Origin of the sequence: Azoarcus sp. TTM-91, from assembly GCF_012911025.1 — a bacterium.
In the GTDB taxonomy this organism is placed as follows: Bacteria; Pseudomonadota; Gammaproteobacteria; order Burkholderiales; family Rhodocyclaceae; genus Azoarcus.
Genome location: NZ_WUEI01000013.1, coordinates 20,057 through 44,729, shown reverse-complemented (window position 1 = coordinate 44,729; position 24,673 = coordinate 20,057). Strand labels below are relative to the sequence as shown.

Genomic DNA, 24,673 nt, shown 5'->3' with positions numbered 1-24,673 from the left:
ATGGAACTCTGCGGCTTCGAGGTCGGCCTTGACCGGCCTTTCTTCCTCATCGCCGGCCCCTGCGTGATCGAGTCGCGCGAGATGGCCTTCGACACCGCTGGCGCGCTGAAGGAGATCTGCGCCGAGGTGGACGTGCCCTTCATCTACAAGTCGTCCTACGACAAGGCCAACCGCAGTTCCGGCAAGTCCTTCCGCGGGCTGGGCATGGACAAGGGCCTGGAGATCCTGGCTGACGTACGTGCGGCCCTGGGCGTGCCGGTGCTGACCGACGTGCATGCCATCGATGAGATCGAGGCGGTGGCGGCGACGGTGGACGTGCTGCAGACGCCGGCCTTCCTCTGCCGCCAGACTGATTTCATCCAGGCCGTCGCGACTTGCGGCAAGCCGGTGAACATCAAGAAGGGCCAGTTCCTCGCACCCGGCGACATGAAGAACGTCGTGGACAAGGCCAAGGAAGCCAATGGCGGTGCGGACACCATCATGGTCTGCGAGCGGGGCGTTTCCTTCGGTTACAACAACCTGGTCTCCGACATGCGCAGTCTTGCGATCATGCGCGACACCGGATGCCCGGTGGTGTTCGATGCCACGCATTCGGTGCAGTTGCCCGGCGGGCAGGGCACCGCCTCCGGCGGCCAGCGCGAGTTCGTGCCGGTGTTGGCGCGTGCGGCGGTGGCGGTGGGCGTGGCCGGGCTGTTCATGGAAACCCATCCCGATCCGGCGAAGGCCCTTTCCGACGGTCCGAACGCCTGGCCCTTGCCGAAGATGAAGGCGCTGCTCACCACGCTCAAGCAGCTCGATGCACTGGTGAAAACCGGCGATCTGCTGGAGCGCGGCGCTTGACCGAGGCGGCCCGGCGCCCGGCCTACATCGTCGTCGATGGCCGCATCCATGATGCGGCAGCCATGGCGCGCTACCGCGAGTTGGCCACCGTGGCGGTCGAGCAGTATGGCGGCCGTTATCTCGTGCGCGGCGGTGCCTGTGAAACGCTGGAAGGCGAGTGGTCGCCGGAGCGGGTGGTGATCGTCGCCTTCCCGTCCATGGCGGCGGCGCGCCGCTTCTACGAGTCGCCCGAGTACGGCGCCGCCCGCGCGGCCCGGCAAGGTGCGGCCGAGTTCGAAATGCTGCTGGTCGAAGGCCTTTGAGGCCAGGCTGGTGCTTGTACCGATCCAGAACCGTAACCGAAACAGGAAGAACCATGAGTGCAATCGTTGATGTGATCGCCCGCGAGATCCTCGATTCCCGCGGCAATCCCACCGTCGAAGCCGACGTGCTGCTCGAGTCCGGTGTCATGGGCCGCGCGGCGGTGCCGTCCGGCGCCTCCACCGGCTCCCGCGAAGCCATCGAACTGCGCGACGGCGAAGCCGGCCGCTATCTCGGCAAGGGCGTGCTGCGCGCCGTCGAGAACGTGAACACCGAGATATCCGAAGCCATCATCGGCCTGGACGCCGAAGAGCAGGCCTTCATCGACCATACCCTGATCGAGCTGGACGGCACCGACAACAAATCCCGCATCGGCGCCAACGCCACGCTGGCGGTGTCCATGGCGGTGGCCAAGGCCGCTGCCGAAGAAGCCGGCCTGCCGCTGTACCGCTACTTCGGCGGCTCCGGCCCGATGGCGATGCCGGTGCCGATGATGAACGTCATCAACGGCGGTGAGCATGCCAACAACAGCCTGGACATCCAGGAATGCATGATCATGCCGGTGAGCATGACCAGCTTCCGCGAAGCCCTGCGCTGCGGCGCCGAGATCTTCCACCACCTGAAGAAGATCACCGACAAGAAGGGCTACCCGACCACCGTCGGCGACGAAGGCGGCTTCGCCCCCAACGTCTCCGGTACCGAAGAGGCGCTTAACCTGATCCAGGAAGCCATCTCCGCCGCTGGCTACGAGCCGGGCCGTGACGTGCTGTTGGCGCTGGACTGCGCTTCCAGCGAGTTCTACAAGAACGGCAGCTACGTGCTCGCCGGCGAAGGCCTGACCCTGAGTGCCGACGGCTTCTCCGACTACCTGGCGACACTGGCGGACAAATTCCCCATCGTCTCCATTGAAGACGGCATGGCTGAAGGCGACTGGGCTGGCTGGAAGCTGCTGACCGACAAGCTGGGCAAGAAGGTGCAGTTGGTGGGGGACGACCTCTTCGTCACCAACACCCGCATCCTGGAGCAGGGTATCGAGCAGGGCATCGCCAACTCCATCCTGATCAAGATCAACCAGATCGGCACCCTGTCCGAGACGTTCGCCGCGGTCGAAATGGCCAAGCGCGCCGGCTACACTGCGGTGATTTCCCACCGCTCGGGTGAAACCGAGGACTCGACCATCGCCGATATCGCGGTCGGCCTGAACGCGATGCAGATCAAGACCGGCTCCCTGTCCCGTTCCGACCGCATCGCTAAGTACAACCAGCTGCTGCGCATCGAAGAGGATCTGGGCGATACCGCCAGCTACCCGGGCAAGCGCGCTTTCTACAACCTGCGCGCTCGCTAAGCGCTCAGCCCGGCGCATTTGCCGAAAACAGGGGGCCGACGGATAATCCGCCGGCCCTTTTCATCGCCCTGTACGTCTCTTCGCAAAGCCCTTACATGCGCTGGCCAGTCATCATCCTTCTCCTGCTCGTCGTCGTGCTGCAGTACCCGCTGTGGCTGGGCAAGGGCGGTTGGCTGCGGGTGTGGGACGTGGATCGCCAAGTGCAGGCCCAGCGCGAGGAAAATTTCCGCCTGGAACAGCGCAATGCCAGCCTGGAGGCGGAGGTGCGCGACCTCAAGTCCGGCAACGAGGCGATCGAGGAACTCGCGCGCTTCGAACTGGGCATGACCAAGCCGGGCGAAACCTTCGTGCAGGTGCCCCAGAAACACTGAACCGCGCCCTGGGCGCGGTTCCTTGGGTGCAAGCAGGCAGCAACCTCCTGCTTCAGAGCAGCTCGGTGATCAGTTCCCGTTGCTCCAGTTCGCCTTCGAAAGCCATCATCTCCATCCCCAGCGCGTCCCGGGCAGACACCATCCCGATGGGGCGGCCGTTGTCCACCACCGGCACGTGACGAAAGCCGCCGTCGTACATCAGGTGCATTGCATGCCCCAGCGGCTTGTCGCCGGTGATGGTCTGCGGCGCCACTGTCATTACTTCGTGCAGCTGGGTGAGGTCGGGGTTGAGCCCTTCGGCGACGACCCGGGTCAGGAGGTCGCGCTCGGTGAAGATCCCGGTCAACTGGTCATGCTCGACGATCATGATCGCGCCCACCCGGGCTCTCGTCATCTGCCGCACCGCCTCGCGTACCGGCAGGGTTGCGGTGGCAGTCAGTATCTTCTGGCCTTGAACCACCTCGCTAATCTTGCGCATTGGCATCACCTTTCCTCCTCCAGAAAACGCCTTATGGGCATTTCACACTAGATAGGGGAGGCGAGCGGCGCAAGGTGGGGCTGGCCCCATCAGTTCGCGGCGAGCAAGCTGCGGACGCCGTCCAGACGAGGAGAGAAGTAGGGATTGTCCATGCGCTCGATGCGCACTGCGCCCCGGCTGGAGGGCGCATGGATGAAGCGGCCGTTGCCGATGTAGATGCCCATGTGGGAATGCGGACGCTTCTGGGTGTTGAAGAACACCAGATCGCCCGGCTGTAGTTCGCTCACCTGGATGGGCCGGGTGCGTTGGGCGATCTGCAGCGCGTTGTGGGGCAGGCGTTTGCCGCTCACCTGCTCGACGATGTAGCTCACCATGCCGCTGCAATCCAGCCCCGCTTCAGGGTTGCGGCCGCCGAAACGGTAGCCGGTGTCCAGCAGACCCATGGCGAAGATCACCATCTCTTGCGTCTGTGCATCATCCTCCAGCGCGAAATAGTCGCGTGCGGGAGCGCTGGTGCTCGGCGTTGATGGTGCTGAAGGGGGCGCCGTTGAAGGGGCCGGAGGAGGCAGGCTGCTGCAACCGGCAACCAGGCCTAGGACAAGCAGGGCCGCCAGGCGCGAAGAGGCGGAGAGGGGAGAGCCGGGACGGCGGTAGGAGGCGCCTATTGCACCTGCAGCTGTGCGGCAGAAAGCGGCGGAACGGGGTGGCAGAAGGCTTTGCAAGGTGCGAGCGGCAGAAATCGGCATGCCCGAAAGATAGGGCATGCCTGTTCAGGCGTCCAGCTGGAAGGTGACCGGCCCATGATTGATCAGGCCAACGAACATCTCGGCGCCGAAGCGACCGGTCTCTACCACAGGATGCAGACCACGCAGGCGGGCGACCAGCGCATCGAACAGCGCTCTGGCTTCTTCGGGTGGCGCGGCGGTGGAGAAACTGGGGCGCGTGCCACTGCGGGTATCCGCCGCCAAGGTGAATTGGGGCACCAGCAGCAGGCCGCCGGCGATGTCGCGCAGGCCGAGGTTCATACGTCCGCTGTCGTCCGGGAACACCCGGTAGCCGAGCAGGCGTTCCGCCAGCCGTTCCATGTTGCGCGGACCGTCGCCTTTCTCGACCCCTATCAGCGCGAGCAGACCCGGGCCGATGCGGCCCACTGTCTGCCGGCCCACCCCACTATCAGCGGCGATATCGACATGGGCCTCGAGCACGCGCTGGATCAGCGCGATCACAAGCTGGCGCCATCCCTGCGGCAGTCCTTGCTTTCCGGCAGCCCGGGCCGTTGCAGGCTGGCAACGCTGCCGTGGCTGGAAAACACCGTCTGGCCGTCGGTGTACTTGAGGCCATCCGCAGTCGGTGCCGCGGTGAGGGCGAATATGCCGGCACCGGTGCGCAGGCGGATGTGGCGTGAGTGGGTTTCCACCGAGAAGCGCTCGCCGTTGGCGCAGCTGTAGCTTGCGACCTGGGCGCTGTCGCGGGTCCAGGCCGTACCGGCCAGGCTGCCGGCGCCGATGATGAGGGCGATGCTGAATGTACGCAGACGATTCTTGAAAAGCATGGATGACGATGATCAGTCGATGAGTTCGATGGTGCCGTTGATGGTGACGCTGACTTCGCTTTCGCCGCCTTCCAGCGGCGCTGGCGCGGAGTCCATCATCACCGAGGAGGCCTGCATGCGGGCGTAGACCTGGGGAGGCCGGAAGCCGCCGTCGGAAATATTCAGATGGCGTATGGTGTAGCGCTTGCCCATTGCCGAGGAGACCAGGCCGGCGCGCTGTTCGAAGGCGCGGATGGCATCGGTGGTGGCTTCATCCGCTGCCTTGCGGCGGGTCTCCGGCGCGGGCTGCATGGACATCTGGGCGACTGCCAGGCTGCCCTGGAGCTTGCCGATCAGCTCCGACATCTGGCCGACGTTGCGCGTTTCCAGGCGCAGGTCGGAGCGCATGCGCCAGCCTTCGATCTTGCTGCCGTTCTTGCCGTAGACCGGCGACGTGGAAGTGCCGGCCGACTGCACTTTGACATCGCCATAAGCACGGGCGCTTGCCAGCGCGGAAGCGATGGCGCGGTTAACCTGCTGCGCCAGCGCGGCGGGGTCGCTGCCGGATTGCTCTACGTAGAGTTGGGCCACGGCGAGATCGTTGCTGGCGGGCCGGCTGGCCTCGGCGGAAAAATCCACGGTACGGGCCTTTTCCTCGGCGGCGAGGGCCGGCGAGGAAAAGGCGAGGGCGGCAAGTGCGGCGACGAGCGTGGCGGCGGACAGGTGGCGGGCGACGGTCATGGCGTTGGCAAGATGGCGCGGTGGAGATGGCCGAGACTTATACCCCATCAGTCACAGGCGCGGGAGAGCTGAGGTGTAAGGACCTGTATGGGTGTGGGATGCGGCCTCGCCTGCCGGCGGGCCGCATCAGCGCGGCCGGTTCCGTAAGCCATCCACTTCCACCGGGTGGAGTTCCACCTCGTAGCGACGGGCGTTGGTCACGTAATGCTTGGCATTGGCCTTCAGATAGGCGATGTCCTGGTCCGACAGCTCGCGGATGATGCGCCCGGGAGACCCCACGACCAGCGAACGGTCGGGGATGACCTTGCCCTCCGGGATCAAGGCATTGGCGCCGATGATGCAGTTGCGGCCGATCACCGCATTGTTCAGCACCACCGCGTTGATGCCGATCAGCGTCTCGTCGCCTATCGTGCAGCCATGCAGCATGACCTTGTGGCCGACGGTGACGTCCTTGCCGATGGTGAGCGGCACGCCTTCGTCGTTGTGCAGGACGGAGCCATCCTGGATGTTGGTGCCATCGCCGATCACGATGGGATCGTGATCGCCGCGGATCACCACGTTGTACCAGATATTCACATCACGACCGGCCTCCACATTGCCGATCACGGTCGCATTGTGCGCGACCCAGCAGCCTTCGCCGAAGCGGGGCACGACATCGCCCAAGGCATAGATACTCATTGTTTTCTCTCGCTGTCTCGTCGGCGCAGGCGCCAGCGCGGGGGCGGGAATCATAGCAAGTGCCGGTCCGGCCGTGGGCTGCGCGTCTCCCAGGGGCGGGATTGTCACGATTTTGGCGCTTTTCTCCAAATCTCCCGGTGCATTTGCCGGTCGCACTCGCTGCCCGCGGGCGGTGGTAGCATTCTCCGCCCGCGCTTTTCAACCATTCCCAATGCTCAGCTACCGCCACGCCTTCCATGCCGGCAATCATGCCGATGTGCTCAAGCACTACCTGCTCGTCGAATTGCTAGCGTATTACTCCAGGAAGGACAAACCGTGGTGGTACATCGACACCCACGCTGGTGCGGGCTGTTATGCACTGGATAGCGAACAGGCGGCCAAGAATGCCGAGTTCGATGGCGGCATCGCCAGGTTGTGGAACGACAGGGAAAACCTGCCCGAGCCGCTGCAGGCCTATGTCGCTGCGGTGGCGCAGTTCAACCCTCATGGCCGGCTGCTGTTCTACCCTGGCTCGCCGGCGTTGGCGATGACCCAGGCGCGGGAGCAGGACAGGTTGCGCCTGTTCGAGATGCATCCCACCGACGTGGAACTGCTGCAGCAGACCTTTGCCCGCGAGACCGATCAGGTGCTGGTGCGCCGCTCGGACGGCTTTGCCGGATTGCGCGGCCTGCTGCCGCCGCCGTCGCGCCGGGCGGTCGTCCTCATCGACCCGCCCTACGAGGTCAAGGAGGACTACCGGCGGGTGGTCGACACGCTCAAGGATGCGATGAAGCGTTTTGCCTCAGGTACTTACGTGGTCTGGTATCCGCTGCTGGCACGGCCGGAGGCGCGGCAACTGCCCGAACGCCTGGCGGAGTTGGGGGCCGAGAGCTGGCTGGACGTGCGGTTGGCAGTGAAAGGCCCCTCTGCAGACGGCTTCGGCATGTTCGGCAGCGGCCTCTTCGTCATCAATCCGCCCTGGGTGCTGCCGGAACGGCTGGAAGTGGTGATGCCCTGGCTGGTGAAGGCGCTGGGCGAGGACGATGACGCCGGCTTCGACCTGGAGCATCACATCGAATGAGCGCACCGGCCCACGCACCGGCGGACGACAGCTTGCTGATGCTGCAGGCCCGCCTGCGCGAGTTTGCGGAAGCGCGGGACTGGACGCAGTTCCACACGCCGAAGAATCTGGCCATGGCGCTTGCCGGCGAAGCGGGCGAGGTGCTGGAGCACTTCCAGTGGTTGACGGCAGAGGAGTCCGCCGCGCCCGACCCGGCCCGGCGCGAGGCGGTGGCGCTGGAACTCGCGGACGTATTGATGTACCTGGTGCGCCTGGCCGATGTGCTGGAGGTCGACCTGGCCGCAGCGGCCGCCCGCAAGCTGGCGATCAACGAGGGGCGCTACCCGGTGGACAAGGCCCGTGGCCGGGCCGACAAGTACGACGCGCTCTAAGGCCGGCCCGCTGACTGCCCTCGCCGGGCCGCTCGGCGCGCTCCAAGCGCTTTTTGCGTTTTGGCGGCTGTCACTTTTCTGAAACAATACGCGGCTCTTTGATCTGCTGAAGGAATCGCGTGGAACTGCAACATATCAGTGAGATCGAGCGCGCCACCCAGCGTGGCCGCGGCGAACTCCTGCGGCTCGGCATGGGCCTCGTCTTCCTCGTTCTGGTCATGCTCTACGCGATCATGCAGGGCGTGGGCGAGGGCGGCATGATTGTGGTGGCCGCGGCCATCATCGGTGGTTACATGGCGCTCAACATCGGTGCCAACGACGTCGCCAACAACGTCGGCCCTGCGGTCGGTTCCAAGGCGCTTTCCATGCTCTGGGCGCTGGTGATTGCCGCGGTGTTCGAGGCCGCTGGCGCACTGATCGCAGGTGGAGAGGTGGTGAGCACCATCAGCAGCGGCATCGTCGATCCCGCTGCGCTGCAGGATCGGCAAACCTTCATCTGGGTGATGCTGGCGGCGCTGCTGGCCGGCGCGCTTTGGCTGAACATCGCCACCGCGATCGGCGCACCGGTTTCCACCACGCATTCCATCGTCGGCGCGGTGCTGGGAGCGGGGGTGGCCGCCGCCGGGTTCGATGTGGTGGACTGGTCGTCCCTGGGCAACATCGTCGCCAGCTGGGTGATCTCGCCGGTGCTCGGCGGCATCTTCGCCGCTGCCTTTCTCTACCTGATCAAGCGCAGCATCACCTACCAGCCCGACATGGCGGAGGCGGCGCGGCGGGCGGTGCCGTGGATTGTCGCGGCCATGGCCTGGACCTTTTCCACCTATCTGCTCCTGAAAGGCCTGAACAAGGTCTGGGCGGTGAGCTTCGGCAGCGCGGTGTTCTATGGATTCATCCTGGCGCTGGCGGTGTTGATCGTGGTGCGTCGGCGGCTCTCCCGCAGCGACAGGCTGATTGCCAATACCAAGGATGGCGTGAACAGCCTGTTCACCCTGCCGCTGGTATTCGCCGCCGCCTTGCTGAGCTTCGCCCATGGCTCCAATGACGTGGCTAATGCGGTCGGCCCGCTGGCGGCCATCGTCGATGCGGTCCGCCACGGCGGCGAGGTGGCGGAGGCAGCCCAGATTCCCCTCTGGGTCATGGTGGTGGGCGCGATCGGCATTTCGCTGGGACTGGCGCTGTATGGTCCCAAGCTGATCCGCACGGTGGGCTCCGAGATCACTGAACTGGACCAGATGCGTGCCTTCTGCATCGCCATGGCAGCTACCATCACCGTGATCGTCGCCAGCCAGTTCGGCCTGCCGGTGAGTTCGACTCACATCGCGGTGGGCGGCGTGTTCGGCGTCGGCTTCCTGCGCGAGTACCTGAAGAGCAACTACGCGCGCCGGGTGGCGGAGATCAAGGCCCATCACCCGGAGGCGGACCAGGCCGAGATAGACGCTTTCCTGATCCGTTTCGATGCTGCCGCCATCGAGCAGAAAGGCGAGATGCTGCGTGATCTGAAAAAGCGCCAGAAGCGCAAGATGGACCCGGCGCATTTCTCCAAGGGCGAGCGCAAGCGCCTGCGCAAGGTCTATCGCCAGGAACTGGTGAAGCGCTCCCAGATCATCCGCATCGCTGCCGCCTGGGTCGTGACGGTGCCGGCGTCCGCCTTGATGGCGGCCATGCTGTTCTTCATGATTCGGGGCATGTTCGTCGCCTGAAGGCTGAGCAGCAATGGATTTTCCCGAAGTGTTTGCCTTGGCGCTGCTGTGCCTGCTGGCCTGGTTCTGGCTGGATAGCCTGAAAGCCAGGGAAGCGGGCGTGGCTGCCGCTGGCCAGGCTTGTCAGCGCGAAGGGCTGCAGCTGCTGGACGAAACGGTTGCCGGGCGCGGCCTGCGGCTTGTCCGCAACGAGGAAGGGCGCATGGCGCTGCAGCGGGTGTTCGAGTTCGAATACTCTGAATCCGGCTATGACCGCTTCCGTGGCTCCGTCACCCTGCTGGGGCGCGAAGTGGTGATGCTGGAGCTGAGCGCCCACCGCGGCCTGCGCTTGGTGCAGTAGGCCTCGCCGGCGAGCGGTGCCTCAGAGCATGCGGCGATCCACCGCGCGCAGGAATTCGTTGCGCAGTTGATCCGATTCGGTAAACACGCCGGAATAGGCCTGGGTGACGACGCGTTCGTCGCCGCGCCTGTCCTCGCCCAGCAGCAGGCACAGTTGCTCCGCTTCGATGACGCAGGCCGCGCCCTGCGCCCTGCCGTGGTGCATCAGCGCGTCGGCGATGTCGCGTGTCATCCATTCCTGGTAGGTGAAGCGGTGGCCGATGGCGTCCACCAGGCGGGCGATGCGGCCGAAGCCATGCAGCCGGCCGCCGGGCAGGTAGGCTACATGGGCGACGCCGCGGAAGGGCACCAGGTGATGCGGGCAGACGCCGTGGATGGCGATGCCGCGTACCACCACCATGTCGCGTCGCTCATCCTCGAAGCCGTCGCCGAGCGCTTCCGCCGGGTCCAGGTCGTAGCCGCCCAGCAGGCGGCGTTGCCACAGCTCCCTGACACGCTGGGCAGTTCGGCCCGTATGGGCGCTGTCCGGCGCCACGCCGCAGGCGGCCAGCAGGTCGCCCACTGCGCGTTCGAAGGCTATCGGGTCGAAGCTGCCCTGGCGGGGAATACCGATGCCGGCCGGCGGCGGCGCGGCGGCGTGGTCATGGTCGTGATCGTGTCTGGAATTCATGTTGTGGCTCGACTCTCTGTCCTGTTACGGTCGATCATACGCCGATGCTTGGCCACGCCCGACGAAGCGAGGCGAAAACCGGCATGCGTTCTGCTTGTCCATAACGGCACCAGCGGCCCGCTGCCGGGCCTGAACCAAGGATTGCGACGGAGGCTTGGATGGCACCCAGCGAGTTTTGCATTCCCCTGGCCGATGCACGCCAGATCTATCGCGTCGAGGATGTGGACAAGGCGCTGGAGCAGAACGCGCCCGCCCGCAACGAAGCGCTCTCCGCTTTCTACGGCCGGATGAAGGATGCGGGCGGCACCCGCTATGTGGTCAAGCCCAGCCGGGCGGATGCGCTGTCATCCCTGTACGAGCGCTGCCCCAACTTCGGCGAGGTCATCGACGATGTACGCAAGTCGTTGGCGCTGGCCGTGTCCGGCAACGAACCGGTGTCCTTCGCGCCCATGCTGTTGCTGGGCGAGCCGGGCATCGGCAAGACGCACTTCGCCCGGGCGCTGTCCGAGCAACTCGGCACTGGCTACCACTTCGTCTCCATGAGTTCGCTGACCGCCGGCTGGATACTCTCCGGCGCCTCGGCGCAGTGGAACCATGCCAAGCCGGGCAAGGTGGCGCAGGCGCTGGTGGGCGGCGAGGTGGCGAACCCGGTGATGGTGCTGGACGAGGTGGACAAGGCGGGCGGCGACAGCCGCTACGACCCGCTGGGACCGTTGTACGAACTGTTCGAGCACGACACCGCGCGCCGCTTTCGCGATGAGTATGTGGATGTCGAGATCGACGCCTCGCACATCCTGTGGGTGACTACTGCCAACGATGAGCGCAGCATCCCCGAGCCCATCCTCAACCGCATGAACGTCTATGCGGTGCCGCGGCCGGATGCGGACGAGTCCTTCGCCATCGCCTGCCGGCTGTATCGCGACATCGTCGCCGCCCATGACTGGGGCTTCCCGGAGGAGCCGCCGGTCGCGGTGATGGAGGTGCTGGCCGCCCTTCCGCCGCGCGAGCAGCGGCGTGCGCTGATGTCCGCCTTCGGGGCGGCCAAGCTGGCCGGGCGGGACGAGCTGAAACCGGAGGATTTCGACGGCGGTCGCGCCAAGGGCAAGCGCAAGATTGGTTTCTGAGCGCGGGCTGCGGGTGCGCGGCTCAGGCGATGAACACTGGATCGGCGAACACCAGGGTGCCGTCCTTGCGCATCATCAAGTTGTTGGCATTGAGCAGGTCCGGCAGCACTTGGTACTCCTCGACGAAGTCGGACAGCGCCTGCAGCGCCTCCTTCACGCCTTCATCCAGTTCCAGCGGGCTGACGGTGAGGTGATGCAGCGCGATGCGGCCCATGTCGGCACCCAGCCGGTTCCACTGTTCGCAGGCGGCCCAGTAGAAGCCGGACAGCCTCGCCGCCAGCTCGCCGGCGGGTGAGTCGCCGTCCAGCGGGTAGAGGCGTTCCATCTCCATCAGGTGGAAGGGATGGCCGGAGCGGGCGCGGCCGACGATGCCGTGGTCGGCATAGACGATGGGGAAGTGCTTGCCGCGCGGGCGGTCGTCTGCGGTGTAGAGGAAGTAGTCGGCGGGCGAGCTGACGAGCTTGTACACCCGCTCGCCATCGCCCTTGTCCAGCACGATGGAATACTCGCCGCGGCCGATCTCGGCTTTGCCGTCCAGCAGCGGATGCGGCGGAACCGGGTCGTCCAGGGTCAGGACTTCACGCCCGAAGCGGGCGCGGGCAGCGGCGAGCTCGTCCATCTCAGGCGGCCTCAACCCATGATGTTGTAGCCGGCATCCACGAAATGCACGCCGCCGGAAACCAGCTTGCCGGCATCGGAGACGAGGAAGGCGGTGAGCGCGCCGATGTCTTCCGGCGTCACCAGGCGGTGCATGGGCGAGCGTTCCACCGCGGCGGCCATCAGGCCATCGAAGCCGGCGATGCCGGAGGCGGCACGGGTCATCAGCGGGCCGGGGGAGACGGCATTGACACGGATGTTCTTGGCGCCCAGCTCAGCAGCCAGGTAGCGGGTGGCGGCCTCCAGCGCGGCCTTGCACAGGCCCATCACGCCGTAGTTGGGGATGACCTTCTCCGAGCCGAGGTAGGTCATGGTCACCAGCGCCCCGCCGCCGGCCTTCTCCAGCAGCGGTTCGGCCTTGCGGGCGAGGCGGATGAAGGAGTGGGTGGAGACATCCATTGCCAGCGCGAAGCCATCCGGCGAGGTATCCACTACCCGGCCGTGCAGGTCGTCGCGCTTGGCGAAGGCCATGCTGTGCAGGGCGAAATCCAGCTTGCCATAGCGCGCCTCGATCTCGGCGAAGGCAGTGTCCATGGTCTCGGGCTGGGTGACGTCCAGCAGGAACACGTCCTTGATGCCGAGGCGGTGGACCACAGGCTCGATGAAAGCGCGGGTCTTCTCGTTCTGGTAGGTGACGATCAGGGTGGCACCGGCTTGCGCGCACGCTTCGGCCACGCCGGTGGAGATCGACTTTTCGTTGGCGATGCCGGTAATCAGGCCGACCTTGCCTTCGAGGTTGATGATGGGGGCCATGGACAATCCTCCGAGTGCGATAGGGAGTGGGATGAAGTGGCTTTGAATGGCCGTTGGCTGCAGAACGATGCCGGCGTATTTGACCATGCCAGGCTTGCGGATAACTGACCATCCCTGAATGCGGTCGCTGGAGCGCTTCGGGCGGCAGGCTTTGAAGTATATTCCGCATCGCAACATCATTGAACCGCGGCGGACAGCCCTTGTTCCCGCAGCAGAGAACAGCCGATGACCCGTAGCTCGTACATATTCATGGACTTCGATGGCGTGACCCACCCCTGGGGAGAGGTCGAGGACTTCCGCTGCCTGCCGCTCATCGAGTCGGTGTTGCGGGAATTCGATGAAGCGCGGGTGGTGATCGCCTCCGACTGGCGGATGCTGTTCTCCCTGTCCAAGCTGGTGCTGCGCTTCTCGGAGGACATCCGGCCGCGCATCGCCGGCGCCACGCCGCACATCCTGCCGAAGAAGGGCGCCGACCTGCACGGCATGCGCGAGCGCGAGGCGATGGCCTGGCTGTCGCAGCATGAGGCGGATGTGGATAGCGCGCCCTGGTGTGCGCTGGACGATGCCCCGGGCAACTGGCTTACCCGTTCCCGGTTGGTGCTCACCGACTTCAAACGCGGCTTCATCGAGGAAGATGCCGAGGCCCTGAGACGCATGCTCAACGGTTTCCGCAACGGCGTGCCGCCCGTAGCGCGCCCCCGCTCCGGACTGGACTGGGGCTGAGCGGCTCCGCCTGCTGGCGCAAGGTGGGCTTAGGGAATGCCTGGCTTCCCTGCCGGTTTTGCTCGAGTGAGCTTGCACGAGGACAGGCGCAACTGCCGGCCTCGCCATCCCGCGGCCGGCAGCGCTTGTTCCTGGCCCGGAAGGTTGGATGCGATGCCTGGCGCGGCCGGCGCTCAAGCTTCGGCCGTTTCGGCCGGACAGCATTCAATGGTGTTGCGGCCATTGGCCTTGGCGCGATAAAGGGCGGCGTCGGCACGGCGGTACAGCGCTTCGATGTCGGTTTCCTCGCCGGGCGGTGCGATGGCGACGCCCACCGATACGGTGAGATGGCCGAACTCGCTCTCCGGGAAGGCATGGGCGGCAGCGGCCACCGCTTCGCGCAACTCTTGCGCCAGATGTTCGATGGCCGGACCGCTCGCGGCCTCGCAGGTAACCGCAAACTCCTCACCGCCGACGCGATAGGCCAGATCCGCGCCTCGGCGTAGCCGCCGGGCCACGCTGGTGGCGACGATGTTGAGGGCGGTGTCTCCGGCCTGGTGGCCATGGTTGTCGTTGAAGCGCTTGAAGTGATCCACATCGAACAGGATTAGGCCAAAGTGCTTGCCGTCGCGATGTGCCCGCCGTAGCGCCGGAGCAGCCACGGCGTCGAAGAAGCGGCGATTGTGCAGCCCGGTAAGTCCGTCGCGGATGGACAGGGTGGCGATCTTGCGCAGCATGTGGGCCAGGCACACCAGCAGCACCACGCTGCCGCACAGCAGGACGGTGACCAAGGCAAAGGGCAGGGCCTGGCGGATGGCGTTGCGCCGCAGCTGTTGCCTCGGCGCCACCAACTGCAGGGTCCACGGCGCTGCGTCCAGCTTTTGCCGAAGGAGCAGGAATTCACCCTCCACCTGCCTGCTTGCCGCTCCGTTTCCGCCAAGCAGTTGCAGGTGCGCGGGATCGCCGGCGAGGTAAATGCCGTCCTCGGTCGTCAGCAGCAGCTTGGCGCCCTTGAGGTCGTGGTCGTCCAGCAGGTGGATCAACCTGGAAATGGCGAGGTCGGCCACTACCGCGCCGACCACGCGCCCGCCGTCGCGCACCGGCGTACCGACGCCGACGACGAGGCCGCGGCTGTCTTCGTCCTGGTGCGGTAGGGTCCAGAACACCGACTGGCCAGATGCCTCGGCGGTTTCGTAATACCGGCGGGTGCGTTCCAGATCCGGTGGCCGCGCTTCGGACACCGGCAGGACATAGGAGAAGTTCCGCCCGGAGGTGTAGCTGACCCGCAAGGTGTCCGAGTCCCGGCGGATCACGGTACGGAAAAGAGGCGTCAGCGCCAGCGCCATCGCCATCTCCCGCGCGGCGGCAGATTGCGCCCCAGGGGCGGCGCCCCGCCCGGCAAGGTGGCCGAGCTCTTCGCCGCGGTAGCCGGACAGCTCCGCCAGCAGATAGCCGCCAGACGTGCTGGAAAGCGCGCTGGCCGGATTCACCGTCAGCTGGGCGTGCCCATCCAGGTACTGCTCGGCGGTGAGGCGCATCGCGCTCAGGCTATAGGCGCGCAGCGTCAGGTTGTGGTCGAGGACGGTGGCGGCGCGTATCGCTGCCTGGGCGAGTTCTTCTTCCTGGCGGCGGAGATCGCCGAGATAGAGCAGCCAGGTGACCATGGCGGCGAAGATGACGGCGAGCATGCCGAGTACGCAGAGACTGGGGACGAGGCGGGAAGGGCCGATGCCCAGCTGGGCGGAGGTTGCGGCATACGTGGGCATGAGGACTCCGAGGGGGCACGTCATTCTGAATGAGTGGAATGACATGCTGTCTGGATGGATTGCCCGCGGCGGGCAATGGCGCGGTTTGCCATTCGCGGACGGCGGGCGGCACAATGGCGCCCCTTTCCCCCATCCTCCCGTGCCGGATGAATACCGCCGTCAATACTCCGCTTCCCGAAGACCATCTCGCCCACCTTGCCGGCGCCGACGCCCAGCGGCAGGCCGCCCACATGGCTCAGGACGCCTTTGGCCGCTGTTTCCGCCACAGCGTGGGGGAGGAGGAGGGCGGAGAGGGGGACCTCGCTAGCGCGCTGGGTAACTGGGCCCGCGCTGGTGACGGCGAGGACGGCCGGGCGCTGCGGCTGGCTATGCTGCTTTCGGGCATGGACCAGTGGGGCCTGGCCTGGACCGAAGCCTTCGGCCTCGCTGCGATCCCGGGCCTGTCAAGACTCATCGGCGATCTGCGCACTGCCTTGCCGCCGGAGGAGGAGGCGCGCTTCCTGCGGCAGTACGACGCGCTGGCGAGGGAGGAGGGCAATGGCATCGACTTCAAGGTCGAACTGCGCCGCGGCATCCATCTGGCGCTGTGGCACTCGGCGATCGCCGCCGAGGAGCGCGACGAAGCCATGCGCCTCACCGCCAGCCTGGGCGGCCTGCTGCTCGGATTGACGCGGGCCATGCCGGCGGTTGGTTGGCGGCTGGTGGCGGATGCGCTGGCCCACATCCAGATCCGCTGCCTGGCCGATGGGCTGGCCAGTGACGGCATTGGCCAGGAGGCTACCCAGGCCTTGTTCGCCGCTCTGTCGCGTGAGCTGCCGGCGGATGTGCGCGATGCCGTCATGGCCCATGCAGGCCGTGCCGCGGTAGCCTGGCAGCAGTCGCGCCGGCCACACTGAAACGGGCGCGGCCCTGGCCGGCCGCTGGCGTAGAATCAACGCCTTTTCCGGCCCTTGCGGCCCGCGGACGTCCCATGGCCCTCAAGGCAACCATTTTCAAGGCGGACATGCAGATTGCGGACATGGATCGCAATCACTACGCCGACTACTCACTCACCCTGGCCCGCCACCCCTCCGAGACTGACGAGCGGATGATGGTGCGGTTGCTGGCTTTTGCCCTGTTCGCCGATCCGGCCCTCGCCTTTGGCAAAGGGCTTTGCGTCGACGACGAGCCCGACCTGTGGCGCAAGGATCTCACCGGCGCCGTCGAATGCTGGATAGACGTCGGCCAGCGGGACGAGAAATGGATACGCAAGGCCTGCGGCCGCGCCGACGAGGTGGTGGTGCTGAGCTACGGCCGGGCGGCCGACATCTGGTGGAACGGCGTGCGCAGCAAACTGGCGCGCCAGGACAACCTGCGCGTCTACAACCTGGCGCCGGAGACGGCGCCGGCACTGACCCGCCTCACCGAACGCAGCATGCGCCTGCAATTCACCATCCAGGATGGCGCGGTGCTGGTCACCGATGGCCGGGAAACGGTGGAAGTCCATCCCGAGATCCTGATGGCGCCTGTGGCCTGAGCGAAGGGGCGCAGGCGTGAATTTCCTTGCTCATGCTTACCTGGCCGGTCCAGCGGATGCGGACCGGGTGGGCGGGGTGATAGGGGATTTCGTCAAGGGCCGGCTGGATCCGCCGCCGGCGGGTTACTCCGCCGAGTTGCTCGCCGGCGTAGCCCTGCACCGGCGCATAGACAGCTACGCCGATGCCCATCCGGCCTTTCGTCGTAGCCGGGAGCGCGTCAGCCCGGCGCGGCGTCGGGTGGCCGGCATCATGGTCGACATGTTCTACGACCATTTCCTGGCATTGCGCTGGCCCTCCTTCAGCGCTCAGCCCCTGGAGGCGTTCGCCGCAGACAGCTATCGGCTGCTGAACGAGCAGACCGCCGGTCTGCCGCTGCCGCCGGTGTTCTTCGGCATGCTGCGGCACATGGTGGCGGAGGACTGGTTCAGCGCCTACCGCCAGCCGGCCCGCATCGCCCGCGCGCTGGACGGCATGGCGGAGCACCGCCTGCGCCAGCCTAATCCGCTGGCCGGCGCTGGCGAAGAGCTGCTGGCCCACTATGCCGGCTTCGAGGCGGACTGCCTCGCCTTCCTCGCCGACGCGGCGGTTTTCACCGCCGGGCTGCGGACCGCCCGCTGAAGGCCGTCCGCCGCGCTGTTCAGCGCTTCACTGGCCGGTCAGCACGTCCGGTACCGCGCCCCACAGTGCGGCGATGCCCAGACAGGCGAAGATCAGCGCGGCCACCGCGTGGACGAGACGGGTCGGCAGCCGCTTGGCGGCGGCATCTCCCAGCAGCACCGCGGGAACGTTGGCGATCATCATGCCCAGGGTGGTGCCCACGACGACGGCGGCCAGCGAGTCGAAGCGCGCGGCCAGCGCCACGGTGGCGAACTGGGTCTTGTCGCCCATCTCGGCGAGGAAGAAGGCGATCAGGGTGGCGCCGAAGATGCCGAAGCGCGGGGCGGCACGCTTGGTTTCGTCCTCGTCGAGTTTGTCCGGGATCAGCATCCACACCGCCATGGCGATGAAGGAGATGCCGAGTATCCAGCGCATCACATCCGGCCCCAGGCGGGCGGACAGCCAAGCGCCGACTGCGCCAGCCAGTGCGTGATTCACCAACGTGGCGACGAAGATGCCGAGGATGATAGGAAGCGGCCGCTTGAAACGGGCGGCGAGGAACAGCGAGAGGAGTTGGGTCTTGTCGCCGATTTCGGCCAGGGCGACGATGCCGGTGGAGATCAGGAGCGCTTCCATGAGTTTCCCTGGGCCGGAACGAACACCGATGACTGCACGGCTTCCCCGGCCCAATGCGGAGGCTGCGCAGTCAAAGGTCTCGCCAAGCTCGGGAACCGATCGCGCCATGCCTGGAAGGCAAGTCTGTTGACGCGATCCCCTCTCCATCCGGAGGGCGGCTACTCCCCAATGACGGCGCGAATTCTAGCGAGCCGCGCGCACTTCGGCAACCGCGCCTGCGATATCGCTTTCGCTGCAGGTGGCAGGTGGGGCGGCGAGCTGACTGACCGGCGGGCGCTTTTCCCGATCGAGCAGGGGCGTGCCTCTCCGTGCCTTGCGGGGCGGCCGAGTCGGGGGAGCACTATGAAGAAGGTATTAAGCCGCCAGAGCCCGCTTTTCGGCGCGCTCGGCCGCGGCGCGTTCTGCGGCGAGGATGCTGCGGCTGTCCAGATCACGTATCGGCACCGAGCAATCGCTCGGAACCAGTCCCGCGACCTGCAGTTGCAGATAGCGGGTGCAGCTCACCCGTAAAAAGGAGGTGAAGTTGGCGCGGTCGCCCAGCGTGCCGGCGGCGGCCAGTTCCTCGTGCAGGCGGGAGACCAGCCGTGGCACGGTGAGGCCATCGCGGGCGCCTATCTCCTCCAGCGCCTGCCAGTAGATGTTCTCCAGCCGTATGCTGGTGGCGACGCCGCCGAGGCGGATGGAGCGGACGCGGGAGGCGTAGAGCTGGGGGCGGGCACCGGTGAACAGCTGGCACATGACAGGCTCCGGACGGCGGCGGGCGATGCCGCATTCTAGGCGTGCCCGCCGGCGTATGCATCCCGCGGCCGCAGCCCCGGTGGTGCCATGGGCGGCGGGGGAAGCGCGCGTCCTCAGTGGCTGATGCGGGTGCCCAGCAGCGCGAGGAACTGCGACAGCCAGGCGGGGTGAGCCGGCCAGGCGGGCGCGCTTACCAGGTTACCGTCGGTGACCGCCTGATCGACCGGAATGTCCGCGTACTTGCCGCCGGCCAATTCGACCTCGGCCCGGCAGGCCGGATAGGCGGAGCAGCGCCGGCCTTCCAGCACCCGGGCGCCGGCCAGCAGCTGGGCACCATGGCAGACGGCTGCCACTGGCTTGTTGGCGCTGAAGAAGTGGCGCACTGCGGCCAACACTTGCTCGTTCAGCCGCAGGTACTCCGGCCCGCGGCCGCCGGGGATGACCAGCGCGTCGTAGTCCTCCGCGCGTACCTCGGCGAAGCTGGCGTTGAGGGTGAAATTGTGGCCACGCTTCTCGGAGTAGGTCTGGTCACCCTCGAAGTCGTGGATGGCGGTGGCGATGTGCTCTCCCGATTTCTTGCCGGGGCAGACCGCATGCACGGTGTGGCCCACCGCGAGCAGGGTCTGGAAGGGCACCATGGTTTCGTAGTCTTCGCAGTAGTCGCCACAGATCATCAAAATCTTCTTGGCCATGATCGTCTCCTCGCTGGCAGCCCCGGACGGGGCCGGTGGGCGAAGTCTGCGGCAGGGCGGAAGAGGCCGGGTAGTACCGGGTTGCGACAGCCGGCGCGGGCTATCAGGCGGCGGCGCGCAGTTCATGCAGCAGGAAATCGCGGATCAGCGTGGCGCTGGTCTCCGGGTCTTCCTGCATGAAGCAGTGGCCGCCGGGCACTTCCTGCTCCTGGATGGACGGATTCTGGGCAGCCCAGCGGCTGATGGCTTTGGCGGCGAAGGGGTAGCTGCGGTCGCCGCGCAGCACCAGGGTCGGGGTGTGTACCCGCTCCAGCGAGGCCCACAAGCGGCGCGGATAGGAGCCGAACACCTCTGCTTCGCGAGCCGGCTTGCACTTGAGTTCGACGCCGCCCTCCACATCCTTCAGCGCATGGTTCACATAGGCCCACAGCGCTTCCTCGCGCCAGCCCTTGAACATGCCGCGCTCGTGCAGGGCGCGGAAGGCGGTTTCCCGGTCCGGCCAGTGGGCGCGGCGCTTGCGGGCGCGCTGGGCCAGGGTGTTGCGGGCATAGAGGCCGACCACGTCCGATAGCGCCATCAGGCCGATCATGGCCGGGGTGAACAGCACCGGGTCCAGCAGCACCGCGCGTTTGCAGCGGTTGGGGTGACGCGACAGCATCAGGCCGGTAAGCACCGCGCCGAAACTGTGGCCAACTGCGTAGACCGGCACGTCGCCGAACAAGCCGGCTTTGGAGCGCCAGGCTTCCAGGCAGAGGTCGGCGGTGCGGTTCCAGCCGTGGAAGCGGCCGCCGTGGTCGCTGTTGCCGTGGCCCTGCACATCGCTGAGGAAGAGGTCGAAGTCCGGCGCCAGCAACTCGAGCATGGGCTGGTAAGTGCGGCTGCAGTAGCCGTTGCCGTGCACAAAGTGGAGCACCGGCTTGCCGGAGGGAACAGAGTGCTCACCGCGCAGGGTGAAGCCGGCGGAGCAGGAGTGGTACCAGGGCTGCAGCTGCATGATTGCTGAGGGAGCAAGGAGCGAAGCCCCGAGTTTAGCGATTCTGGCGGGAATGGTGCACTGCGCAACCGCGCTCCGCCGGCGCGGTCATTCAGGCCACACCGGCTCCTCGTCCATCAGCGCGATCTGTTCCCGCAGTTCCAGGACGCGCTCTTGCCAGTAGCGCTGGGTATTGAACCAGGGAAAGGCGGCGGGGAAGGCGGGGTCATTCCAGCGCCGCGCCAGCCAGGCGGAGTAGTGCAGCAGACGCAGGGTGCGCAAGGCTTCCACCAGGTAGAGCTCGCGGTCGTCGAAGTCGCGGAAGTCCTCGTAGCCTTCCAGGATGTCGCCCAACTGCAGCGCCATTTCGCTGCGTTCGCCGGAAAGCAGCATCCATAGATCCTGCACCGCAGGGCCGTTGCGGCTGTCATCGAAGTCCACGAACTGCGGCCCACCTTCAGGGCGGTTGCCGTCGCCCGGCTGCCACAGCACGTTGCCCATGTGGCAGTCGCCGTGCAGCCGCAGGCTGGCGACGTCGCCGGCACGCTCGTAGGCACGGCGCACGCCGTCCAGTGCCTGGTCCACCGTGCTGCGCCAGGCGGGCAGCAGGTCGGGCGGGATGAAGTCGTGGGCGAGCAGCCAGTCGCGCGGTTCGGTGCCGAAGCTGTCGATGTCCAGCGCAGGCCGTTGCTGGTAGTGCTGCAAGCCGCCGACGGCATGGATGCGCCCGAGGAAGCGCCCCAGCCACTCCAGCGTCGCCGGGTCGGACAGCTCGGGCGCGCGGCCGGAGAGCCGGGGGAAGAGGGCGAAGCGCATGCCTTCATGCTGGTGCAGCGTGCGGCCATCGATCAGCAGCGGTGCGGCGACCGGGATTTCGCGTTCGGCGAGTTCGGCGCTGAAGGCGTGTTCCTCCAGGATGGCTTCGTCGCTCCAGCGCGCCGGGCGGTAGAACTTCGCCACCACCGCTGCCGCGTCCTCCAGGCCGACCTGGTAGACGCGGTTCTCGTAGCTGTTGAGGGCGAGTTGGCGGCCATCGGTGAGCAGGCCGACGGATTCGATCGCATCCAGCACGAAATCCGGCGTGAGTACGGCGAAGGGGGCGTGCTCGGTCATTGCTGGCGTGTTCCCTGGGGTTCAGTGCGACTCGGCGGCGAAGCCATAGCTCCGCAGCGAGCTCGCCACGCCTTCAGCCAGCCGGCGGTAGCCTTCGGCGTTAGGGTGTATCGGGTCGGCGCGCAGCGCTGGATCGGACAATACCTGGGAGAAGATGGATTCGATCAGCGGCACTTTTTCCTGTTCAGCGAGTTGCCTGAACAATTCGGCATCCGTCAGGCTGCCGGCCGCGGCGGCCAGTGGTGAGGCAGCGGGAACCGCGATCAGCACCGGCGTCGCGCCAGCGGCCCGCACCGCCTGGATCAAGGTACGTAGATCCTCGGCCACTTCTGCATGCGGGCGACGGCGCAGGAAGTCGTTGCCGCCAAGCTCGATCAGCACCAGCCGTGGCTGGTGGCTGTCGAGATCGCCTGCGATGCGCTGCTTGGCGGTCTGCGCCATGTCGCCCGGAATGCCGGCGTTGATGACCTGCCAGCCGGTGAGCGTTGCCAGGTGGCTGGGGTAATCCTCGCCAGGACTGGCACCGGTGCCCCAGGTGACGCTGTCGCCGAAGGCCATCACCGCGGTACCCGGCGGCAGTGCCTCGAAACGCGGCGCTTCCTTGCCGCAGGCGATCAGCAGCAGGCAGGCGGCAAGCGCCAGCAGGCGACGCAGCATCAGTACTTTTCCCGACGCTTGGTCGGCTTGCCAGCCGGCGGCGGACCGGAGCGGCGCGGCGTGCGCTGGCCATCGCCACCTTCGCGCGGCGCTTGCGGTTTGTCCTTCCATTGCGGGAAGGGTTTGCCGCGGGCGGCGTCGCGCTCGGCCGGCTTGCCGCCTTCACGCGGCGGCCGGCGGGCCGGCTCGGCGGCGGCTTCGGCCGCGCTCAGCTGGCGGATCTGCAGCTGGCACTGGCGCACGCGGGTGCGCTTCAGCACGGCCAGCAACTCGCCCGGCAGGCCGGCGGGCAGTTCCACCGTGCTGTAGTCGTCGAACAGGTGGATCTGCCCGATGAAACGGCCTTCGATGCCGCCCTCGTTGGCAATGGCACCGACGATTTCCTTCGGGCTGGCACCATGGCTGCGGCCGACCTCGATTCGGTAGCGCACCAGTGAGCCTTCGGAGAAGGCGCGGCGGCGGGCGAGGATTTCGTCGCGATTCGGGCGCGGCGCGCGTTCGCGGGCAACGCCGGTGGTGAAGTGCTCGGCGCGCGGGCCGCGGCCCCCGCTTTCCTGCGAGGCGGTGGCAACCTCCCAGCCGCGGCCGCTTTCCTCGATCTGCAGTGGGCGTTCGCGCTGGGCGAGGAAGGCGAGGGCGGCGGCGATCTCATGGATGGCGATGCCTTCCTCGTCCGCCAGGCGATTCACCACGTCCATGAAGAAGCCGAGATCCTCTTCCTGAACCGTTGCCAGGATCTGCTGTTTGAACTGGCTGACGCGCAGGTTGGACACCGCCTCCCGGCTGGGCAGGGCAATGGGCTCGATCGGCTGGCGGGTGGCGCGCTCGATCGCCTTCAGCATGCGGGTTTCGCGCGGCGCGACGAACAGGATGGCGGTGCCCTCACGGCCCGCGCGGCCGGTGCGGCCGATGCGGTGCACATAAGCCTCGGTGTCGTAGGGAATGTCGTAGTTTATGACGTGGCTGACGCGCGGCACGTCGATGCCGCGGGCGGCGACGTCGGTGGCGATGACGATGTCCAGCGCGCCGCTCTTCAACTGCTCGATGACGCGTTCCCGCAGGCCCTGGGTCATGTCGCCGTTGAGTGCGGACACCGCGTAGCCGCGTGCGGCCAGTTTCTCGGCCAGTTCCTCGGTGGCAATCTTGGTGCGGACGAAGACGATGGCGGCGTCCAGCGTGGCTTCGGAGTCCAGGATGCGGGTGAGCGCGTCCAGCTTGTCCACGCCGCGCACCTGCCAGTAGCGCTGCTGGATGCGGGACACGGTGGCGGTGGCCGCCCGGATCTTCACTTCCTGCGGCTCGCGCAGGTGGCGGTGGGCGACTTCGCGGATGGCCGCCGGCATGGTTGCGGAGAACAAGGCCGTCTGACGACCTTCCGGCGTGTGGTCCAGGATCCATTCGACATCGTCGATGAAGCCCATGCGCAACATCTCGTCGGCTTCGTCCAGCACCAGCGCCCGCAAGCTGTCCAGTTTGAGGCTTTCGCGTTCCAGGTGATCCATGACCCGGCCCGGCGTGCCGACGATGACCTGGGCGCCACGGGAGAGCTGGCGCAGTTGCACCACCATGCTCTGGCCGCCGTAGAGCGGCAGCACATGGAAGTCCGGCAGGCGGGCGGCGTACTTCTGGAAGGCTTCAGCCACCTGGATCGCCAGTTCCCGTGTCGGTGTCAGCACCAGCACTTGCGGGCGACGGTCGGCCAGATCCAGGCGAGCCAGCATCGGCAGCGCGAAGGCGGCCGTCTTGCCGGTGCCGGTCTGAGCCTCGCCGAGGAGGTCGGCGCCCGCCAGCAGATGCGGGATACAAGCGGCCTGGACGGGCGAGGGGGTTTCGTAGCCGACATCCGCCAGGGCCTGCAGCAGGGCGGGCGGGAGGTCGAGCTCATCGAAGCGGGAAATGGTATCGGTCATGACGGCGGCTTCTTGCAGTACAGCGGCAACAAAAACAAAAACGCGGCCGGAGGCCGCGTTTTGAGTATCAGCTTGAGGCGCTGATTACAGCGGGCGGATGTTCGCCGCTTGCTGGCCCTTCGGGCCGGTCTTCACTTCGAATTCAACGGGCTGGTTCTCAGCCAGGGACTTGAAGCCCTTGGATTGAATTTCGCTGAAGTGGGCGAACAGGTCTTCACCGCCGTTGTCCGGGGTGATGAAGCCGAAGCCCTTGGCATCGTTGAACCATTTGACCTTGCCGGTTTGAGTGCTCATGTTTGCGTTCCGAATTGATTAGGTTTTGGGGCCGTAGCCCGGGATTGCAGGAACGATCAAGAAACGTGATCGAGGGAATCAGACCGGAAGGGTTCGCGGAACGAACACGCGGAGAAGGAC

31 protein-coding genes and 1 riboswitch are annotated in these 24,673 nt (G+C 66.6%); of the genes, 13 read left to right on the top strand and 18 right to left on the bottom strand.

Features of this window, described 5'->3' with window-relative positions; all coding sequences use genetic code 11:
* The 4 genes from kdsA to ftsB all read left to right on the top strand — a co-directional run bounded on the left by kdsA (position 1) and on the right by ftsB (position 2,856).
* Entirely contained in the window at positions 1-840 is an 840-nt protein-coding gene (gene kdsA / locus GRF61_RS06125) for a 3-deoxy-8-phosphooctulonate synthase (protein WP_169149800.1), read from the top strand.
* Positions 837-1,142: a DUF1330 domain-containing protein gene (locus GRF61_RS06120; protein WP_248281130.1), complete on the top strand. Its 306-nt coding sequence runs from the start codon at positions 837-839 to the stop codon at positions 1,140-1,142. The genes kdsA and GRF61_RS06120 overlap by 4 nt, the downstream gene beginning before the upstream one ends.
* Before the next feature lie 53 nt (positions 1,143-1,195).
* On the top strand, positions 1,196-2,485 hold the full coding sequence (eno, locus tag GRF61_RS06115) for a phosphopyruvate hydratase (protein WP_169149799.1): 1,290 nt from the start codon (positions 1,196-1,198) through the stop codon (positions 2,483-2,485).
* A gap of 95 nt (positions 2,486-2,580) precedes the next feature.
* Positions 2,581-2,856: a cell division protein FtsB gene (gene ftsB, locus GRF61_RS06110; protein WP_133587306.1), complete on the top strand. Its 276-nt coding sequence runs from the start codon at positions 2,581-2,583 to the stop codon at positions 2,854-2,856.
* 52 nt (positions 2,857-2,908) lie between these two features.
* On the opposite strand, the gene GRF61_RS06105 is transcribed toward ftsB, so the two are convergent.
* From GRF61_RS06105 to GRF61_RS06080, 6 genes are all read right to left on the bottom strand, one after another.
* A complete protein-coding gene (locus GRF61_RS06105; protein ID WP_248281129.1) occupies positions 2,909-3,334 on the bottom strand; it encodes a CBS domain-containing protein in 426 nt (141 codons plus the stop codon).
* Between the two features lie 89 nt (positions 3,335-3,423).
* Positions 3,424-3,999 carry a C40 family peptidase gene (locus GRF61_RS06100; protein WP_348982354.1) on the bottom strand — a complete coding sequence of 192 codons (576 nt, stop codon included), beginning with the start codon at positions 3,997-3,999 and terminating at the stop codon, positions 3,424-3,426.
* Positions 4,000-4,104: 105 nt separating this feature from the next.
* Positions 4,105-4,560: a D-aminoacyl-tRNA deacylase gene (gene dtd / locus GRF61_RS06095; RefSeq protein WP_169149797.1), complete on the bottom strand. Its 456-nt coding sequence runs from the start codon at positions 4,558-4,560 to the stop codon at positions 4,105-4,107.
* Positions 4,557-4,886: an MliC family protein gene (locus GRF61_RS06090; protein WP_169149796.1), complete on the bottom strand. Its 330-nt coding sequence runs from the start codon at positions 4,884-4,886 to the stop codon at positions 4,557-4,559. Before GRF61_RS06090 ends, dtd begins: the two co-directional genes overlap by 4 nt.
* A gap of 12 nt (positions 4,887-4,898) precedes the next feature.
* Positions 4,899-5,606, bottom strand: a complete 708-nt coding sequence (locus GRF61_RS06085) for an SIMPL domain-containing protein (protein WP_211165767.1) — start codon at positions 5,604-5,606, stop codon at positions 4,899-4,901.
* 126 nt (positions 5,607-5,732) lie between these two features.
* On the bottom strand, positions 5,733-6,284 hold the full coding sequence (locus GRF61_RS06080) for a gamma carbonic anhydrase family protein (protein WP_169149794.1): 552 nt from the start codon (positions 6,282-6,284) through the stop codon (positions 5,733-5,735).
* Positions 6,285-6,495: 211 nt separating this feature from the next.
* Between GRF61_RS06080 and rlmJ the strand changes: the two genes are divergently transcribed.
* From rlmJ to GRF61_RS06060, 4 genes are all read left to right on the top strand, one after another.
* Positions 6,496-7,344: a 23S rRNA (adenine(2030)-N(6))-methyltransferase RlmJ gene (gene rlmJ, locus GRF61_RS06075; RefSeq protein ID WP_169149793.1), complete on the top strand. Its 849-nt coding sequence runs from the start codon at positions 6,496-6,498 to the stop codon at positions 7,342-7,344.
* On the top strand, positions 7,341-7,715 hold the full coding sequence (locus GRF61_RS06070; protein WP_169149792.1) for a nucleotide pyrophosphohydrolase: 375 nt from the start codon (positions 7,341-7,343) through the stop codon (positions 7,713-7,715). The genes rlmJ and GRF61_RS06070 overlap by 4 nt, the downstream gene beginning before the upstream one ends.
* A gap of 119 nt (positions 7,716-7,834) precedes the next feature.
* Positions 7,835-9,415, top strand: a complete 1,581-nt coding sequence (locus GRF61_RS06065) for an inorganic phosphate transporter (protein WP_169149791.1) — start codon at positions 7,835-7,837, stop codon at positions 9,413-9,415.
* Positions 9,416-9,428: 13 nt separating this feature from the next.
* Positions 9,429-9,755: a DUF3301 domain-containing protein gene (locus GRF61_RS06060; RefSeq protein WP_169149790.1), complete on the top strand. Its 327-nt coding sequence runs from the start codon at positions 9,429-9,431 to the stop codon at positions 9,753-9,755.
* 21 nt (positions 9,756-9,776) lie between these two features.
* Here the strand turns inward: GRF61_RS06060 and folE are convergent, their stop codons facing one another.
* Positions 9,777-10,424 (bottom strand): GTP cyclohydrolase I FolE, encoded by a 648-nt coding sequence (folE, locus tag GRF61_RS06055; RefSeq protein ID WP_169149789.1) that lies wholly within the window; start codon positions 10,422-10,424, stop codon positions 9,777-9,779.
* A gap of 158 nt (positions 10,425-10,582) precedes the next feature.
* Between folE and GRF61_RS06050 the strand changes: the two genes are divergently transcribed.
* Positions 10,583-11,548 (top strand): AAA family ATPase, encoded by a 966-nt coding sequence (locus GRF61_RS06050; RefSeq protein WP_169149788.1) that lies wholly within the window; start codon positions 10,583-10,585, stop codon positions 11,546-11,548.
* A gap of 22 nt (positions 11,549-11,570) precedes the next feature.
* On the opposite strand, the gene GRF61_RS06045 is transcribed toward GRF61_RS06050, so the two are convergent.
* Together GRF61_RS06045 and fabI are read right to left on the bottom strand one after the other, a co-directional pair.
* Entirely contained in the window at positions 11,571-12,167 is a 597-nt protein-coding gene (locus GRF61_RS06045) for a hypothetical protein (protein ID WP_169149787.1), read from the bottom strand.
* Between the two features lie 11 nt (positions 12,168-12,178).
* Complete coding sequence (fabI, locus tag GRF61_RS06040) at positions 12,179-12,958, bottom strand: enoyl-ACP reductase FabI (protein ID WP_169149786.1); 780 nt, start codon at positions 12,956-12,958, stop codon at positions 12,179-12,181.
* A 225-nt stretch (positions 12,959-13,183) separates the two neighbouring features.
* On the opposite strand from fabI, the gene GRF61_RS06035 reads away from it, so the two are divergent.
* A complete protein-coding gene (locus GRF61_RS06035; protein WP_169149785.1) occupies positions 13,184-13,681 on the top strand; it encodes an HAD domain-containing protein in 498 nt (165 codons plus the stop codon).
* A 173-nt stretch (positions 13,682-13,854) separates the two neighbouring features.
* Here the strand turns inward: GRF61_RS06035 and GRF61_RS06030 are convergent, their stop codons facing one another.
* On the bottom strand, positions 13,855-15,426 hold the full coding sequence (locus GRF61_RS06030) for a sensor domain-containing diguanylate cyclase (protein WP_169149784.1): 1,572 nt from the start codon (positions 15,424-15,426) through the stop codon (positions 13,855-13,857).
* Between the two features lie 146 nt (positions 15,427-15,572).
* Between GRF61_RS06030 and GRF61_RS06025 the strand changes: the two genes are divergently transcribed.
* The 3 genes from GRF61_RS06025 to GRF61_RS06015 all read left to right on the top strand — a co-directional run bounded on the left by GRF61_RS06025 (position 15,573) and on the right by GRF61_RS06015 (position 17,561).
* Positions 15,573-16,322: a hypothetical protein gene (locus GRF61_RS06025; protein WP_169149783.1), complete on the top strand. Its 750-nt coding sequence runs from the start codon at positions 15,573-15,575 to the stop codon at positions 16,320-16,322.
* A gap of 74 nt (positions 16,323-16,396) precedes the next feature.
* Entirely contained in the window at positions 16,397-16,942 is a 546-nt protein-coding gene (locus tag GRF61_RS06020) for a YaeQ family protein (RefSeq protein WP_169149782.1), read from the top strand.
* Positions 16,943-16,958: 16 nt separating this feature from the next.
* Positions 16,959-17,561 (top strand): ACP phosphodiesterase, encoded by a 603-nt coding sequence (locus GRF61_RS06015; protein WP_169149781.1) that lies wholly within the window; start codon positions 16,959-16,961, stop codon positions 17,559-17,561.
* 27 nt (positions 17,562-17,588) lie between these two features.
* Here the strand turns inward: GRF61_RS06015 and GRF61_RS06010 are convergent, their stop codons facing one another.
* The 8 genes from GRF61_RS06010 to GRF61_RS05975 all read right to left on the bottom strand — a co-directional run bounded on the left by GRF61_RS06010 (position 17,589) and on the right by GRF61_RS05975 (position 24,553).
* On the bottom strand, positions 17,589-18,176 hold the full coding sequence (locus GRF61_RS06010) for a TMEM165/GDT1 family protein (protein ID WP_169149780.1): 588 nt from the start codon (positions 18,174-18,176) through the stop codon (positions 17,589-17,591).
* 2 nt (positions 18,177-18,178) lie between these two features.
* A riboswitch (yybP-ykoY riboswitch) is annotated at positions 18,179-18,355 on the bottom strand.
* Positions 18,356-18,530: 175 nt separating this feature from the next.
* Positions 18,531-18,914, bottom strand: coding sequence for a ribbon-helix-helix domain-containing protein (locus GRF61_RS06005; RefSeq protein WP_169149779.1), 384 nt, complete (start codon positions 18,912-18,914; stop codon positions 18,531-18,533).
* A 113-nt stretch (positions 18,915-19,027) separates the two neighbouring features.
* Entirely contained in the window at positions 19,028-19,606 is a 579-nt protein-coding gene (locus GRF61_RS06000) for a DJ-1/PfpI family protein (RefSeq protein ID WP_211165766.1), read from the bottom strand.
* A gap of 103 nt (positions 19,607-19,709) precedes the next feature.
* Positions 19,710-20,600 carry an alpha/beta hydrolase gene (locus GRF61_RS05995; protein ID WP_169149778.1) on the bottom strand — a complete coding sequence of 297 codons (891 nt, stop codon included), beginning with the start codon at positions 20,598-20,600 and terminating at the stop codon, positions 19,710-19,712.
* Positions 20,601-20,687: 87 nt separating this feature from the next.
* Positions 20,688-21,692, bottom strand: coding sequence for a serine/threonine protein kinase (locus GRF61_RS05990; protein WP_169149777.1), 1,005 nt, complete (start codon positions 21,690-21,692; stop codon positions 20,688-20,690).
* Between the two features lie 21 nt (positions 21,693-21,713).
* A complete protein-coding gene (locus tag GRF61_RS05985; protein ID WP_169149776.1) occupies positions 21,714-22,349 on the bottom strand; it encodes a GDSL-type esterase/lipase family protein in 636 nt (211 codons plus the stop codon).
* Entirely contained in the window at positions 22,349-24,259 is a 1,911-nt protein-coding gene (locus GRF61_RS05980; protein WP_169149775.1) for a DEAD/DEAH box helicase, read from the bottom strand. Before GRF61_RS05980 ends, GRF61_RS05985 begins: the two co-directional genes overlap by 1 nt.
* Before the next feature lie 84 nt (positions 24,260-24,343).
* Positions 24,344-24,553, bottom strand: a complete 210-nt coding sequence (locus tag GRF61_RS05975) for a cold-shock protein (RefSeq protein ID WP_169149774.1) — start codon at positions 24,551-24,553, stop codon at positions 24,344-24,346.
* Positions 24,554-24,673 lie beyond the last annotated feature (120 nt).

Bases quoted from the DNA above. Each gene is read 5' to 3' on its own strand.
- GRF61_RS06000 (WP_211165766.1), bottom strand. From the start codon at position 19,606: ATGGCCAAGAAGATTTTGATGATCTGTGGCGACTACTGCGAAGACTAC.
- ftsB (WP_133587306.1), top strand. From the start codon at position 2,581: ATGCGCTGGCCAGTCATCATCCTTCTCCTGCTCGTCGTCGTGCTGCAG.
- eno (WP_169149799.1), top strand. From the start codon at position 1,196: ATGAGTGCAATCGTTGATGTGATCGCCCGCGAGATCCTCGATTCCCGC.
- GRF61_RS06090 (WP_169149796.1), bottom strand. From the start codon at position 4,886: ATGCTTTTCAAGAATCGTCTGCGTACATTCAGCATCGCCCTCATCATC.
- GRF61_RS05980 (WP_169149775.1), bottom strand. From the start codon at position 24,259: ATGACCGATACCATTTCCCGCTTCGATGAGCTCGACCTCCCGCCCGCC.
- GRF61_RS06105 (WP_248281129.1), bottom strand. From the start codon at position 3,334: ATGCGCAAGATTAGCGAGGTGGTTCAAGGCCAGAAGATACTGACTGCC.
- GRF61_RS06020 (WP_169149782.1), top strand. From the start codon at position 16,397: ATGGCCCTCAAGGCAACCATTTTCAAGGCGGACATGCAGATTGCGGAC.
- GRF61_RS05985 (WP_169149776.1), bottom strand. From the start codon at position 22,349: ATGCTGCGTCGCCTGCTGGCGCTTGCCGCCTGCCTGCTGCTGATCGCC.
- GRF61_RS06070 (WP_169149792.1), top strand. From the start codon at position 7,341: ATGAGCGCACCGGCCCACGCACCGGCGGACGACAGCTTGCTGATGCTG.
- GRF61_RS06005 (WP_169149779.1), bottom strand. From the start codon at position 18,914: ATGTGCCAGCTGTTCACCGGTGCCCGCCCCCAGCTCTACGCCTCCCGC.
- fabI (WP_169149786.1), bottom strand. From the start codon at position 12,958: ATGGCCCCCATCATCAACCTCGAAGGCAAGGTCGGCCTGATTACCGGC.
- kdsA (WP_169149800.1), top strand. From the start codon at position 1: ATGGAACTCTGCGGCTTCGAGGTCGGCCTTGACCGGCCTTTCTTCCTC.
- GRF61_RS06050 (WP_169149788.1), top strand. From the start codon at position 10,583: ATGGCACCCAGCGAGTTTTGCATTCCCCTGGCCGATGCACGCCAGATC.
- folE (WP_169149789.1), bottom strand. From the start codon at position 10,424: ATGAATTCCAGACACGATCACGACCATGACCACGCCGCCGCGCCGCCG.
- GRF61_RS06010 (WP_169149780.1), bottom strand. From the start codon at position 18,176: ATGGAAGCGCTCCTGATCTCCACCGGCATCGTCGCCCTGGCCGAAATC.
- GRF61_RS06035 (WP_169149785.1), top strand. From the start codon at position 13,184: ATGACCCGTAGCTCGTACATATTCATGGACTTCGATGGCGTGACCCAC.
- GRF61_RS06025 (WP_169149783.1), top strand. From the start codon at position 15,573: ATGAATACCGCCGTCAATACTCCGCTTCCCGAAGACCATCTCGCCCAC.
- GRF61_RS06060 (WP_169149790.1), top strand. From the start codon at position 9,429: ATGGATTTTCCCGAAGTGTTTGCCTTGGCGCTGCTGTGCCTGCTGGCC.
- rlmJ (WP_169149793.1), top strand. From the start codon at position 6,496: ATGCTCAGCTACCGCCACGCCTTCCATGCCGGCAATCATGCCGATGTG.
- GRF61_RS05995 (WP_169149778.1), bottom strand. From the start codon at position 20,600: ATGCAGCTGCAGCCCTGGTACCACTCCTGCTCCGCCGGCTTCACCCTG.
- GRF61_RS06085 (WP_211165767.1), bottom strand. From the start codon at position 5,606: ATGACCGTCGCCCGCCACCTGTCCGCCGCCACGCTCGTCGCCGCACTT.
- GRF61_RS06080 (WP_169149794.1), bottom strand. From the start codon at position 6,284: ATGAGTATCTATGCCTTGGGCGATGTCGTGCCCCGCTTCGGCGAAGGC.
- GRF61_RS05990 (WP_169149777.1), bottom strand. From the start codon at position 21,692: ATGACCGAGCACGCCCCCTTCGCCGTACTCACGCCGGATTTCGTGCTG.
- GRF61_RS06030 (WP_169149784.1), bottom strand. From the start codon at position 15,426: ATGCCCACGTATGCCGCAACCTCCGCCCAGCTGGGCATCGGCCCTTCC.
- GRF61_RS05975 (WP_169149774.1), bottom strand. From the start codon at position 24,553: ATGAGCACTCAAACCGGCAAGGTCAAATGGTTCAACGATGCCAAGGGC.
- GRF61_RS06045 (WP_169149787.1), bottom strand. From the start codon at position 12,167: ATGGACGAGCTCGCCGCTGCCCGCGCCCGCTTCGGGCGTGAAGTCCTG.